Below are 14,697 nucleotides of genomic sequence, written 5' to 3'. Positions count from 1 at the left end.
GCCTATATCTCATCATTTCTACTGCAATCGGGTTCGATCAGGGTTTCGCGGAGATCGAAAAACGGCGCCGCCGCAGTGATCCCCGATGATCCCCGGCGACCCTCGACCTCTCACGCGCGCTCGACGCCGCCGAGAACACCACCGCCTTCCCGGACGAATCACCCTGGTCCTCTTCCCGCGTGAGGCCCCGAAGCCCTTCGGGAGGTCCCGATGCGGCCGGATGATTCGCACGAACTACCCTGACCGTCATGCCCGACGTTCTCGGTCCCGACTACGAGCTCACGGTCCTGCCGATGGCCGACGACGACGAGGGCACGGTGGTGGCCTCACTGGTGCGGCGACGGGCTCCCGAGCCCGCCCGGGGCGCCGTGCTCTACGTGCACGGCTTCACCGACTACTTCTTCCAGACCCACCTGGCCGACCACTTCGTCGCGAGGGGCTTCGACTTCTACGGCCTCGACCTGCGCAAGTACGGCCGCTCGTTGCTGCCGCACCAGACCCGCGGGTTCGTGCGCAGCGTCACCGAGTACTTCCCGGAGATCGACGAGGCGGTACGCGTCATCCGCGAGCGCGACGGGCACGACCGCGTCGTCCTCAACGCCCACTCCACCGGCGGCCTGATCGCCCCGCTCTGGGCCGACCGCGTCCGCGGCCGGGGCCTCGTCCAGGCGCTGGTGCTCAACAGTCCCTTCCTCGACCTCAACGTCCCCCTTCCCGTGCGGATCGCCGCCGACCTGCTGCGAAGACAACTGTCCAGACTGCCCGCCCGCGCCGTCCTGCCCCTGGTGGCCGCCACCGCGTACGGTACGAGCCTGCACCGCAGCCACCACGGCGAGTGGGACTTCGACCTTGAGTGGAAGCCCATCGGAGGGTTCCCGGTGCACGCGGCCTGGCTGGGGGCGATCCGCCGGGCGCAGCGCAGGCTGCACGACGGCCTCCGGGTGGACGTGCCGGTGCTGGTGCTCTGCGCGGAGAAGGGCCTGCGGCTGCGCGCCTTCATGCCCGAGGCCCAGGAGGCGGACGTCGTGCTCGACCCCGGCCAGATCGCCCGCTGGTCGACCAGCATCGGGTCACACGTGACGTGCGTCCGGGTGCGGGGCGGGATACACGACCTGGTGCTGTCACCCGAACCGGTCCGCAGGCGCGTCCTCGCCGAGATGGACCGCTGGCTCGACGGCTGCCTCTAGGCAGGTCTGCTCGTCGGTGAGAAGGGGCGTGAAAGCGAAATGTCCCATCGGTTGAGTAGAAGGCGTGACTGCCAAAGTGACACGTCCGGTCGGCCGAGCCGATCCGCCGGGGGAGATCAGCGACGCGGCCCTGCTTGAGCTGTCGCTCCGTAGTCCAGAACGGTTCGGTGAGATCTACGACCGGCATTTCCGCGAGATCCACGGCTACCTGGGCAGGCGACTCGACCAGCAGGCCGCCGACGACCTCGCCGCCGAGGTGTTTCTCACGGCGTTCAGGAAGCGCGATCGGTTCGACCCCGAGCGCGGCGAGGTACGTCCCTGGCTGTACGGCATCGCCACCAACCTGATCGGGCTGCACCGCCGTACCGAGACCCGGAGGCTCGCGGCGCTACGGCGCAGTGCCGCGGCACAGCCCAGTGCGGAGCACGGCCACGAGGAGCGCGTGGCGACCCGCGTCGACGCGCTGAACGCCCAGGGGCGCCTCGCCGGGGAGCTGCTGGCGCTGCCCGACGGCGACCGGGACGTGCTGATGCTGAGCGCGCTGGGCGAACTGAGCCACGAAGAGGTGTCCAAGGCGCTCGGCATCCCGTACGGCACCGTCGGATCCCGGCTGTCGCGGGTGCGTAAGAGGCTCCGTGCCGCCCTGGGCGGCGTCAACCCCTTGCATGGAGGTTCCAGTGGATGACTACCAGGCGGTGCGGGAGCTGTTGCCCGTGCCGTCGCTGTCGCCCGAGGCGGAACGGGCGGGACGCGAACGGCTGAACGACGCGTTCGCCACGAAACGGGTACGGCGACCCCTGCGGGCCGCCTGGTGGAGCGCGCTAGGACTCGGACTGGCCGGCGCGGCGGCGGCGACCCTGGTCGTCACCTCGGCGGCGCCGCCGAGCCCGCCCGCCACGCGTGGCGTGATCGCCGCGCAGGACGGCAAGCGGTTCCTGCTGGCCGCCGCGACCTCGGTGGCCTCCATGCCCGACGACGGCGCGTGGTGGGGAAGCACCCTGGTCAGCGGCGAGGAGTTCCGTTCCCCCGGCGGTGGCTACACGCTGCGGCAGACCCGGTTGGAGGAGAGCTGGATCCCCGCCGACCCGGAGGCGAGGACCTGGTATCGCTGGACACGTCTTGGAGTCAAGCCCGCGACGCCCCGGGACGAGGAGGCCTGGCGCGCGGACGGAGCGCCGACCTCGTGGACCTACGAGGGAAACACCCCGGGGATGCTGTCGTTCGACGAGCCGCCGGGCGTCGTACGGGCGGCGCGGGGGAAGCCGGACACGTTTTCGAGCGAGGACTGGGACTTCCGTGTCGTGATGGCGGGCCGACCGCTGACCAAGCTGGAGCAACTGCCCGGCACCCCCGAGGACCTGCGGGAGCTTCTCAAGGGCACCGACGAGCGGTCGACCGTCGACAACGTCGTCCGCCTGCTCTTCTTCGCGCCGGTGACGAGCGGGACCAGGGCCGCCGCCTACCGGCTGCTGGCCTCGATGCCCGAGACCGACGCCGTCGGACAGGTGACCGACGTGCTGGGCCGCACCGGGCAGGCGGTCGAGTACCGCTCAGGAGAGTTCCCCACCAGACCGTACGCCGGGGAGACGCGGACGCGGCTGGTGGTCGATCCGGACAGCGGAGCACCCCTTTCCCTCGAGACCCGCTCCGTGGCCGACGGCATGCTCCTGAATTTCACCGCCGTCAGGGAGAACCGCTGGGCCGATGACAACCCACTGAAGGAGAAGAGATGAGATATCCGATGACCGTACTGGCCGGACTGCTGCTCACCGGTCTGCTCGCCGTTCCCGCGGCGGCCGCCACACCGCCCGAGGCCGACTACTGGCGCGTCGAGGTGGTGGGGACCAGGGACCACCCGCGTCCGGTCGGCAGTGGCTACACCGTTACGGAACGATCGGTCAGCGTCGACTGGCAGACGCCCGACGGCAAGCTCTGGGGCGCCTACCGCGAGCTGGGCGCCCGGCCCAAGAGCGAGAAGGACAGGGCGGCCTGGAAGGCCGACGGGTCGCCGACCTCGTGGACCTATCGCACGGAGGGCATGAAGATCTCCCTGTCCACCAAGCCCGGCGAGGGGTACGTGAAGAAGACGCCGAAGTGGCCCGGCGGCTTCATGCTGCGCGAGAGTCGGTTCGTCACCTACCGGCAGCTCCAGTCGCTGCCCACCGATCCCGCCGCTCTGCGGGCGTACATGGTCAAGGACGTGCGGGCCTGGATCGACAAGTCCGCCGAGGAGGCCAAGACCACCTCTCCGAACTCCACGATCGACAACTGGCTGAACAACCTGGATCGGTACGTGGCCGAGTACGCGATCGATCTGCTCTACAGGAACCCGGTGCCGCTCAAGGTCAGGTCCGCCGCCTACCAGGTGTTGAAGACCACCAAGGGTGTCAAGGACCTCGGCCGGGCCAAGGACCCGCTGAACCGCTCCGGGCAGAAGCTCGCCCTGCCGCCCCTCGCCCAGAAATACCAGAAGGGCTGGTCGCTGGAGGAGCGGTTCGTCGTGGACACCGCCACGATGACGCTGCTCGCCCACTACGTCGACTCCTCTGACAAGGGCAAGAGCCGGGTCGACTACTACAGGGTCGGCTGGACCGACGACAAGCCCGCCATCCCGGCCGCCGGCTGACCTCGCGTTCCGTACGCCGACCGCTATCTCCCCAGAAGGGGCCTTCGCGGTCCCGGGGCCCACGCGACCCCGGGAACGCGTCGCGGGGAGACAGGCACGCGAACACCACCATTCGGCGGAAGAGGGCTTCCTGCCGGTGGAAGAACGCGCATCGAATCATCCAGTGAAGGGAAGACGTGAGAACCGTACGAAGAACGACGAGCCTGCTGGTCGCGGGAATGCTGGCGGTGGGATCGGCGGGACCATCGGCGGCGGGGGCCGCGAGTGGACCCGCGCCGGTGAGCCGGACCTCCCCGGCGGCCGCCGCGCCGGTCACCGTCACGCTGATCACCGGTGACCGGGTGACGGTGACCGGCTCTGGAGCAGTCCTGGTGGAACGGGGTGAGGGCCGGGAGGGCATCTCCTTCACCACCGACGAGCGCGACGGGCGACTGAGGGTCTTCCCCAGTGACGCGTTCGCGCCGCTGCGCGAGGGCCGCCTGGATCCCCGGCTGTTCGACGTGAGCGCGCTCACCGAGTTCGGCTACGACGACCGCAGGGACGACCTGCCGCTCATCGTGACCGGCCGGGGGGCGGGGGCGCGGAACGCGCTGCGCACCGAGATGTCCGCGAGCGGCGCGAAGGTGACACGCGACCTGGCCGCCGTGGACGGGGTGGCCGTACGGACGCCGAGAAAGGAGCGCGCCCGGTTCTGGGACGACGTGGTGAGTGGCGCCCGCGCCCGCTCCGGCGGCGCGACGAAGCCGAAGATATGGCTGGACGGGCTGCGCAAGCTGTCGCTGGACACCAGCGTCGCGCAGATCGGCGCGCCCGCCGCCTGGGAGAAGGGCCACACCGGCACCGGTGTGAAGGTGGCGGTGCTGGACACCGGAGTGGACGCCACCCACCCCGACCTGGCAGACCGGATGGGCGCGCAGGCGAACTTCACCACCGAGCCCGGCACCGGTGACCCGGTCGGACACGGCACCCACGTGGCCTCCACCATCGCCGGCAGCGGCGCCGCCTCCCACGGCAGGTACAGGGGAGTCGCCCCCGGCGCGCAGATCCTCAACGGCCGGGTCTGCGAGGGGGTCTGGTGTGAGGAGTCGGCGATCCTGGCGGGCATGCAGTGGGCCGGTGAGCAGGGCGCCAAGGTGGCGAACCTGAGCCTGGGCGGCTCCGACACCCCCGAGACCGACCCGCTGGAGCTGGCGGTGGCCGAGGTGACCGAACGCTACGGAACGCTCTTCGTGGTCGCCGCGGGCAACGACGGCGCCGAGCGGTCGGTGGGCTCGCCGGCCAGCGCGGACGCGGCCCTGGCCGTCGGCGCCGTCACCGGGGCCGAGGCACTGGCGGAGTTCTCCAGCCGGGGTCCGCGCGTCGGTGACTCCGCGCTCAAGCCGGAGATCACCGCGCCGGGGGTGGACATCACCGCCGCACGCTCCAAGGATTCACCGGGCAGCGGCTCCTACACCGTCATGTCGGGCACCTCGATGGCCACCCCGCACGTGGCGGGCGCCGCGGCGATCCTGGCAGGTCAGCACCCCGACTGGACGCCTGGGACGCTGAAGGCGGTGCTGATGGGTTCGGCACGCCCCAACCCGGCGCTGGGGATCTTCGAGCAGGGCGCCGGCCGGGTCGACGTGGCGCGGGCCACGACGATGTCGGTGACCGCCGAACCCGGCGGGGTGAGTTTCGGCCTGCAGAAATGGCCACACGGGGATGACACGCCGATCACCGGAAAGGTCACCTACCACAACCCGGGCATCTCGCCGGTGAACCTCGCGCTGTCCGTCGAAGGGCAGGACGGGCACGGCGTGTTCACGGTGAGCCCGGCGACCGTCACGGTGCCCGCGGGCGGTCAGGCCGACGTCTCGGTCACCGCCACCACCGGCACCCGGACCCCTGAAGGCGGCGTCGGCGGCCACCTCGTCGCCACCGGCGACGACGACCTGCGGATCAGCACCCCGCTCGCGGTGGAGAACGAGGTCGAGAGCTACGACCTCACCCTGCGGCACACCGCTCGCGACGGCAGGCCGACCGCCTCCTACTTCACCGTCCTCGAAAGTGTCGACGACCCGACCCGGGAACTGATCTTCCTTGAGGAAGGTGGGGAGACCGTCACCTTGCGGCTGCCGAGGGGCAGGTGGCTTCTGTCGAGCAGCCTTCTCGACAGGAGCCAGGGGAACAGCCACGTCACCCATCTGATTCACCCGGGTCTGGACCTGACCGGGGACCAGACCGTGGAGTTGGACGCCCGGCTGGGCCGGCCGCTCTCGGCCACCGTGCCGAACGCGGCCGCCGTGCAGCTCGCGGCACAGGTGACCTACGCGGCTCCCGTTACCGGGTGGATGGCGAGCAGGACCTACATGAGCGACCGGTTCGAGAACATGGCGACAGCGCAACTCGGACCCGCCCGGACCTACGACGGAGCGATCACCAGAGTCACCGGTCTGTGGGCACAGGCGGACGCCGGCGGCAGCACCGACAACAGTCCCCGCACCTACGGTCTCGCGTGGTTCCACAGGGGCGGAATGGTCACCGGGTTCCGGCGCGATGTCGCCAGGAGTGAGCTCGCCACCCTTCACACCGACTACGCCGCCCACCTGACCGGCGTCTACGGCAGGGCCGCCAGCGGCGCCCGGCCGGCCGGGATAAGTCTTAACGTCTACCTGATGGACGTCAGGATCGCGACACCGTCGATTTCCACGCACCACGTCAACACCGACGCGGGGGCTCGCTGGATACGTTACTTCGCCGAGTACGGTCCAGAAGGGGAGGAGACCCGGTTCGAGTCGCCGTTCACCGGCTACACCCCCGGCCGCACCTACCGGGAGTCGTGGAACCGGGGCGTCTTCGGCCCCACCCTGCCTCCGGTGGGCGATGGATCCGCGGGCATGTCCCGTACCGGTGACCTGATCTGGGCGGCCGTGCCGCCGTACGGCGACGGGGCCGGCCGGGCCGGTCGGGCGGCGACCACCAAGGCGCGCATCGCCCTCTACCGCGACGGCGTCCTGGTCGGTGAGGAGCCCTCGACGTGGGGCGAGTTCACCGTCCCGGCAGGCGCGGCGGACTACCGGCTGGTCATGGAGTCCGAGCGGGGCGCCCCGGCCACCCTGTCCACCCGCACCTCCACCGCCTGGACCTTCCGCTCGCAACACGTCGGAGGTGAGAGCCCGCTGCCCCTGCCGATCTCCGTCGTCGGGTTCTCTCCCGCGCTGGACGCGCACAACAGCGCACCGGGCGGCCGGACCTACAGCGTGCCGGTCATCGTACGGCAGCAGGCGGGCTCCGGCGCGGGCAAGCCCCGTGACCTCGCCGTAGAGGTCTCCTACGACGACGGCGCCACCTGGAGCCGGGCGAAGGTCCACAACGGCGCGGTGACCCTGCGGCACCCCGCCGCCGGGGGCTTCGCGTCCCTGCGGGCCACGTCCACCGACACCGCGGGCAACACCGTCGAGCAGACCGTCATCCGCGCCTACCGGATCTCTCCGGCGAAGCGGCCGTAGGCGCATCCACGCTCGGCCCGGCCGATGCCGGGCCGAGCTTTTTCCTCCGTGACGATGTCCCCGGACTGTCCCCGGACTGTCCCCGGACTGTCCCCGGACTGTCCCCGGACTGTCCCCGGACTGTCCCCGGACTGTCCCCGGACGGCGATTCCCGGTCCAACGGTGAGCCCTACCAGGGGAAGGAGAACAGGCCGTAGTAGGCGGCGGCCACCAGCAGCAGGCCGGTGCCGCCCAGCACCCCGGCGACCGCGAAGCTCTGCGGGCGCGAGGGCTGCCAGCCCTCGCGCAGTCCCGACACGACGGCCGCCACGCCCGTGACCTCCTGCAGCAGCATCAGCAGCGCCAGGATCCTGATGACCAGCCACCCGGCGAGCACCGCGGGCCACGCCCCGGCCTGGTTGACCGAGAACAGCACGAGCAGCGTGATGAACGCCACCACCGAGACGAGCAGCCCGACCCCGGTCCACGCCATCCGGCGGAACCGCCGCCGGATCGGCGGCCAGATCAGGACGTCGGCCTGCGCCGCGGTGGCGCGACCCCGCAGTCGCGCCGCCATCTCCGCGACCGGCCCGACCACGTAGCCGACCACGGCCAGGCAGAGCGTCAGGCCGATCATCGTGCCCCCGGCGTACCAGGGGGCGGCGGGAACGTCGCTCGCCTCCAGGCGCTGGACCGGTGTGGCGCCGGCGATGTGCACCGAGGGCTTGGCCGTGTCCGGCAGGCCCGTCACCCAGTTGGACAGCGTCCGCAGGTAGTCGGGGACGAGGGGACCGCCGTGGAAGCGCATGCCGTGGTCGGCGCGGTCGAGGTAGCGGATCGTGTAGTCGTCGTTGCCGCCCTCGGTGAGGGCGTCGGTCAACGCCTTGCTGCTCTCCACGAACGGGATCGAGGGATCGCGCGTGCCGTACAGGGCCAGGACCGGCTGCCGCATCTCGCGCAGCGCGGGCAGGCCGTCGTAGCGCAGGAAGTCCGCGTCGACGGCGCCGATCGCGCGGATGAGCAGCTCGCGCACGCCGCTGGGCGCGTACAGCCGCTGGAGCTGCTCGCCCAGCGCCCACGTCACCTGCCGCATGGGGGAGACGTTGGGGGCCGACACCAGCACGGTGAACCCGACGGCGGTGCTCTCGTTGGCCGCGATGGGCACCACCCAGCTGCCCTCGCTCACCCCCCAGAGTCCCACCCTGGCCGGGTCGACGTCCTCGCGTGAGCGCAGCTCCTTCAGCACGCGCAGGGCGTCGCGGGCGAGGAGGCCGAAGTCGCGCTTGAGGAAGTCGTAGCCCACGGTCCGCTTGTCGTAGACGAGGGTGACGATCCCGGACCTGGCCAGCCACTCGGCCTGGGTCGTGAACTCGCCCCTGACCCCGGGGCCCGCGCCCTGCACGAAGACCAGCGCCGGGTGCCGTCCGGGGGCGACCGGCGCGCGGATCGTCGCACCCAGTGGCGTACCGTCCTCGGCCGTGACGGTGATGTCCTGCGTGGTGATCTGCCGGTTCGCGGCGACCGGCCGGAGCTCTGCGGGCGGCTGGGGGGGAAGGGTCTGGAAGACCGGATCGGCGTGCAGGGGAGTCGGGTCGAACGGCGGCGGCAGCGTGTAGCCCACCGTCGCGAGAATCACCAGGATCAGCCCGGACGCGACGCTCAGGACGCCACGGCCCACCTGGATGTCACCGCGATCCCCGATGGCGATCCGCCTCCGTGCTCGTCGTTGGCTCCGGTATCGTTCCTTCCGATCTTCAAGCGTACTCATCGCCGCCATCCCCGAACAGAGCGGGGGATCGGCGTGACGTGAGTGGCCACATTTGTCGCTGAGTCCTGTTAGCTTCGTGCGACATGCGGGTGTTGCACACATCGGACTGGCACCTGGGCCGATCGTTCCACCGGGAGAGCCTCCTGGCGGCCCAGGGCGTCTTCGTCGACCACCTGATCGAGACGGTCAGGTCGGAGCGGATCGACGTGGTCGCGGTCGCCGGTGACGTCTACGACCGGGCGCTTCCCTCGGTCGACGCGGTCGATCTGTGCAACCAGGCGCTGCGACGGCTGGTCGACGCCCGCGTGCGCACCGTGCTGATCAGCGGCAACCACGACTCGGCCCGCCGCCTCGGCTTCGGCGCCGACCTCATCGACGCGGCGGGCGTCCACCTGCGCACCGATCCGGGGCGGGTCGGCGAGCCGGTCGTCGTCGACGACGTCGCCTTCTACGGCATCCCCTACCTGGAGCCCGAGCTGGTACGCGCCCCCTGGGAGCTGTCCGAGCGCACCCACACCGCCGCGATCGAGCACGCGATGTCCCTGGTCCGCGCCGACCTCGCCCGGCGCGGCCCCCGGTCGGTGGTCCTCGCCCACGCGTTCGTGACCGGAGGGCGGGGCAGCGACAGCGAGCGCGACATCAGCGTGGGAGGCGTCGCGCACGTCCCGGTGCGCGCCTTCGACGGCGTCGACTACGTGGCGCTCGGCCACCTGCACGGCCGCCAGCGGATGAGCGAGACCGCCCGCTACTCCGGCTCCCCGATCGCCTACTCCTTCTCCGAGGCCGGTCAGACGAAGGGCTCCTGGGTGGTCGACATCGGTCCCGGCGGGTACGAGGGCGCCGAGTTCGTCGAGGCCCCGGTGCCCAGGCCGGTCAGCCGCCTCACCGGCCGCATCGACGACCTGCTGACCGCTCCCGAGCACGCCCGTCACGAGGAGCACTGGCTCCAGGTGACGCTCGTCGACCGGATCAGGCCCAAGGGCGCGATGGAGCGGCTCAGGGCCCGCTTCCCGCACACACTCGCCCTGTCCTTCGAGCCCGAGGGCGGGGGCGAGGAGACCGTGACCCGCGCCAGGGCGGCCGGGCGCCCCGAGATCGACGTCGCCCTCGACTTCGTCCGCGAGGTGCGCGGCGAGGCCGCCGACCCCGCTGAGACCCGGCTGCTGCGGGAGGCCGTGGAGTTCTCCCGTATGAAGGAGGCGAAGGCGTAGATGCGCCCGCACCGTCTGTGGATCACCGCTTTCGGCTCCTTTCCCGGTGAGGAGCAGGTCGACTTCGACGCCCTCGCCGAGGCGGGGCTGTTCTTGATCCACGGCCCCACCGGCGCGGGCAAGACCACCGTGCTGGACGCGCTCTGCTACGCCCTGTACGGCAGGGTGCCCGGCAGGCGCGACAGCGCCAAGAGCCTGCGCTGCGACCACGCGCCCCCTGGGCGTGGGCCCAGCGTGGCGCTGGAGGTCACGGTGCGGGGCCGCAGGCTGAAGATCACCCGGTCGCCGGCCTGGCAGCGCCCCAAGCTCAGGGGCACCGGCACGACCAGGGAGAACGAGAAGGCGCTGCTCCAGGAGCTCGCGCCCTCCGGGGAATGGGTGGGGCTTACGACCAGGGTCGACGAGGCCGGGGAGTTCGTCGGCACCCTGCTCGGCATGAACGCCGAGCAGTTCCTCCAGGTCGCGATGCTGCCCCAGGGAGATTTCGCCAAGTTCCTGCGCGCCGACGGCGAGGAACGCCGCAGGGTCCTGGAGCGCCTGTTCTCGGTGAAGGTCTACGCCGCCGCCGAGTCCTGGCTCGCCGAGCAGCGCACCGAGGCGTACCGCGAGCAGCAGGCCCTCCGCAAGGAGGTCGATTTCGCCGTCAAGCGACTGGAGGAGGCCGCGGGTCCCGCCCTGCTGGCCGCGCTGGACGCACTCCCCGACTCGGGGCTCCCCGCGGAGTCGATGGAGCCGGTGGGATTCGCGGGCCCCGCGAACCCCACGAACCCTGTGGACTCCGCGAATCCCGCGGACTCCGCGGACTCCGCGAACTCCGTGGAGGACAACCCGCTGGGGTGGGCCCGCGCGCTTGAGGAGCTCGCACGCCTGGAGGCCGCGCGGCTGGACGGGCAGGGAGCCGAGGGCGAGGGCGCCGTACGGCGGGCACGGGAGAGCCTGGAGCGCGGTGCCGCGCTGGCCGACCGGCGACGGCGTTACGCCGAGGCGCTGACCCGGAGCCGGGCGCTGGAGGAGACGGCCGAGGAACGCGCGGACCTGGAGATCATCCTGGAGGAGGCGGCGGCCGCCGACCGGGTGCTGCCGCTGATCCAGAGCGCCGAGCAGCGCGCCGAGGCCGCGTCCAAGGCCCACCGGCTGGCCGCCGACGCCGTCGCCCGCGCCCTTCCCCTCCTCGGTGCTCCCGTCGGCCGGTGGGGCGTCGTCCGCGACCGCACCGGCACCGCGCACGACGGTGACGATGCGGCGGGTGCGGGCCACGGCGACGGGACCAGCGCCCACGCGGACGGTGGCGCTTTTGGCGGCGCCCGTGCCGGCATGGGCGCCGATGCTTACGGCGAGGCTCGTGACCACGCGGGTGCGGGTGCTCGCGGTGACGTCCGTGACCATACGGATGCCGGTGCGGACCGCCGCCACGCGGTGCTCGGCCACCTGGTCGCGCTGGAACGCGACCGCCAGGGCGAGATCACCCGCCTGGGCGAGCTGCGAGCGGAGGAGACACGCCTGGCGGGAATCGTCCAGGAGCGGGAGAGGGCCGTTCGCGAGATCGCCGAGCTGGTCGCCGCGCAGGCGGAGACCGACGCCCGCCTGGAGGTCCTCCCCGGCCTCCGCAGGGAACTGGACGAACGCCTCACCGCCGCACGCCTGGACGCGGCCCGCGTCCCCGCGGCCGAGTCGGCGGTGGAGGCCGCCGTCACCCGTCTCCGGGCGGCCGAGCAGCGCGACCGCCTCGCCGCCGACCTGTCCGCGGCCCGCACCGACCTCGCCGCCGGCCTGGCCGTCCTCGCTCCCGAGGTTCGCGACCCCTTGGGCCTCGACGAGGCCGGCGAGGCCCTCGGTCTCGAGGACGTCCGTGAAGCCCTGGAGCCCGGTGGGCCTCTCGACCCCGACGAGGGCCGCAAGGCTCCCGGCCTCAAGGAAATACGTGAGCACCTCGACCCCGGGAAGGTTCGTGAGGTTCTCACCGTCCGGGAGAGGGAGTGCGGGCGGGAACTGGCCGCGCTGGAGGGGCTGCGGGCCGAGGAGGACCGGCTGGCCGAGGTCGACGGGCTGATCGCCGCGTTCGACGCGGAGCTCCCGGAGACGGTTCGGCAGGAGGCCGAGGTCCGCGAGATCCTGGAGAGGCTGCCCGCCGCGTCGGCGGAGGTGTCGGCTCGGCTCGGTGAGGCCAGGGCCGCAGCGGCGGGGGTCCCGGCGGCGCGGGCGAGCGTCGACACCGCCACCGCGGTGCTCGCCGCGGCACGGCGCCGCGAGATTCTCCGCGCCGAACTGGAGTCCGCCCGCGCCGCGCGGACGGACGCCGCCGACTTCGCCCAGACGCTCCGTGACCGGCACCTGGACATCCGGCAGTCCAGGATCGACGGCATGGCCGCGGAACTCGCCGCGAAGCTCACCCCGGGCCACCCCTGCGCGGTCTGCGGCTCACCCGAACACCCCGCTCCCGCCGCCCCGGCCGACGAGGCACCCACCGCCGACGACGAGCGCGTGGCCCAGAGCACCTACGAGGCGGCCATGGAACGCCGTCAGGCCGCGGACAACACCGTCACGACGCTGACCCTGCGCCTCGACGAGGCTCTCGCCGTCGCGGGTGAGACGACCGGGGAGGAAGCGGGGGAGATCCTCGCCGAGGCCGGCAGGAAGCTTGAGGCGCTGACCTCGGCGGCGAGCACCGAGGAGACCCTCGCCGCCGAGGTGGAGCGGATCACCGCCGAGCTGGAGGACGCGAGGAGCCGGGCGGCGGAGATCGCCGGGCGGCTCGCCGAGGGACGCGCCCGCCGCGCGGGCTGGCAGACCGAGCGCGAGCGTCTCACCGCCCGCCTGGACGACGCCCGGGGCGCCGACCCCACGGTGCGGGCCCGCCGCGACCGCCTGGCACGGGAGATCGCGCACCTGTCCGCCGCGCTCGCCGCCGCGACCCGCGTGATCGAGCTCGCCGCCGCCCACCGCGAGGCGAGCGACAGGACCGGCCTGGCCGTACGGGACGCCGCGGACGAGCTCACCGGGGCGGAGCGGGCACTGGCCGCGCTGCGCGAGTCGGCGCGGGCCGAGACGGCGCTGGCGGCCGAGGTCGAGAAGGTCGCCGCCGAGTCCGAACGGCTCGGGGAGCGTTCACGCGAGCTCGCCGTCGGGCTGGCCTCCCGCCGGACGAACGCGGAAAGGCTCGCCGTCGAGGCCGAGCGGCTGACCGCGCGCCTCGTCGAGGCGCGCGGCGAGGACCCGACGCTGGTCGCCAGGCTGGACCGGCTCGCCGACGAGGCCGAGCTGCTGCGGGAGGCCGTCGAGGCGGTCAGGGACGAGCGGGTCGCCGCCGAGGAGCTCGTGGCGGCCCGTAACCAGGCGCTGGGCGCCGTCGTCGAGGTGGGTTTCCTCGGGCTCGACGACGCCCGCGCGGCCGTCCGCTCCTCCGCCGAGCGGGGGGAGAAGACCGCCCGGCTCCGCGAGCTCGCCCAGGAGGGCGCCGCGGTCGCCGCGATGCTCGCCGACCCCGAGCTGGTCGCCGCGGCGGCCGAGCCGGAACCCGACCTCGCGGCCTTGCGCGACGCGCGGGACGCGGCGGACGCCGCCCACGCCCGCCTGCTGTCCGAACGGGACCGGGGCGAGGCCCGCCTCGCGCGGCTGGCCGCGCTCCGCACCGAACTGGCCGAATGCCTGCGACGCTGGGAGCCGGCCGACGAGCGGCACCGCCTGACGGAACGGCTCGCCACCCTGACCGGCGGCAACTCCGCCGACAACCGCTGGAAGATGCGGCTGTCGTCCTACGTGCTCGGCGAGCGCCTCGGCCAGGTGGTCGCGTCGGCGAACGAACGACTCGACCACATGTCGGGCGGGCGTTATCTCCTGGAGCACAACCGTGACCGCTCCGCCGGAGACCGGAGCAGGTCCGGCGGCGGGCTCGGCCTGCACATCCTGGACAGCTGGACCGGCGTGGGCCGCGACCCGGCGACCCTCTCCGGCGGCGAGAGCTTCATCACCTCGCTCGCCCTCGCCCTCGGCCTGGCCGACGTGGTGAGCGCGGAGGCCGGGGGAGTGGAGATCGGCACGCTCTTCGTCGACGAGGGCTTCGGCACCCTGGACGAGGACACCCTCGACGGGGTGCTCGACATCCTCGACGGCCTGCGCGACGGCGGTCGTGCGGTCGGCATCGTCAGCCATGTCGCCGAGCTGCGCACCCGGGTGCCCGCGCAGCTGCACATCCGCAAGGAACGCCGAGGCTCGACGGTCCGTCAGTGACGCGCCCGACGACGACACGGCCCGGGGACGGTCGGTGCAGGATTCCGGCGCGGCCCCTGTGGGCGCGTCGGAGGGAGGACATCTGAGATGTCTCGGTGCCTGTGTTTCCCATTTCCGGCTAAACGGATGGGCCCTCCGCTTAGCCGGTTACGATGGTCGGCAAGAGACACTCATCATGTGGAGGTTCTGTGGTATTTCGGGCGCCGCTTCC

General features: G+C 72.4%; 8 protein-coding genes. 7 read left to right on the top strand and 1 reads right to left on the bottom strand.

From position 1 onward, the window contains the following. Positions 1-248: 248 nt before the first annotated feature. The 5 genes from ABT352_RS10495 to ABT352_RS10475 all read left to right on the top strand — a co-directional run bounded on the left by ABT352_RS10495 (position 249) and on the right by ABT352_RS10475 (position 7,301). The gene (locus ABT352_RS10495; RefSeq protein WP_350944167.1) at positions 249-1,187 is read left to right on the top strand and encodes an alpha/beta hydrolase; all 939 of its coding nucleotides are present in this window, start codon (positions 249-251) and stop codon (positions 1,185-1,187) included. A gap of 64 nt (positions 1,188-1,251) precedes the next feature. Continuing rightward, positions 1,252-1,872 carry an RNA polymerase sigma factor gene (locus ABT352_RS10490; RefSeq protein WP_350944165.1) on the top strand — a complete coding sequence of 207 codons (621 nt, stop codon included), beginning with the start codon at positions 1,252-1,254 and terminating at the stop codon, positions 1,870-1,872. Then, positions 1,865-2,920, top strand: a complete 1,056-nt coding sequence (locus ABT352_RS10485; RefSeq protein ID WP_350944163.1) for a CU044_5270 family protein — start codon at positions 1,865-1,867, stop codon at positions 2,918-2,920. Before ABT352_RS10490 ends, ABT352_RS10485 begins: the two co-directional genes overlap by 8 nt. After that, on the top strand, positions 2,917-3,813 hold the full coding sequence (locus tag ABT352_RS10480; protein ID WP_350944162.1) for a hypothetical protein: 897 nt from the start codon (positions 2,917-2,919) through the stop codon (positions 3,811-3,813). The genes ABT352_RS10485 and ABT352_RS10480 overlap by 4 nt, the downstream gene beginning before the upstream one ends. A gap of 176 nt (positions 3,814-3,989) precedes the next feature. After that, positions 3,990-7,301 carry a S8 family serine peptidase gene (locus ABT352_RS10475; protein WP_350944161.1) on the top strand — a complete coding sequence of 1,104 codons (3,312 nt, stop codon included), beginning with the start codon at positions 3,990-3,992 and terminating at the stop codon, positions 7,299-7,301. A gap of 169 nt (positions 7,302-7,470) precedes the next feature. On the opposite strand, the gene ABT352_RS10470 is transcribed toward ABT352_RS10475, so the two are convergent. After that, entirely contained in the window at positions 7,471-9,048 is a 1,578-nt protein-coding gene (locus ABT352_RS10470; RefSeq protein ID WP_350944159.1) for an alpha/beta hydrolase family protein, read from the bottom strand. 83 nt (positions 9,049-9,131) lie between these two features. Here ABT352_RS10470 and ABT352_RS10465 point away from each other — a divergent pair, with 83 nt between their 5' ends. After that, entirely contained in the window at positions 9,132-10,259 is a 1,128-nt protein-coding gene (locus ABT352_RS10465) for an exonuclease SbcCD subunit D (RefSeq protein ID WP_350944158.1), read from the top strand. Beyond that, entirely contained in the window at positions 10,260-14,486 is a 4,227-nt protein-coding gene (locus ABT352_RS10460; protein ID WP_350944157.1) for an AAA family ATPase, read from the top strand. It abuts the gene before it with no gap. Positions 14,487-14,697: the final 211 nt, after the last annotated feature.

The organism is Streptosporangium sp. NPDC000563 (genome assembly GCF_040299985.1).
In the GTDB taxonomy this organism is placed as follows: Bacteria; Actinomycetota; Actinomycetes; order Streptosporangiales; family Streptosporangiaceae; genus Streptosporangium.
This window is presented reverse-complemented; position numbering and strand designations above follow the sequence as displayed.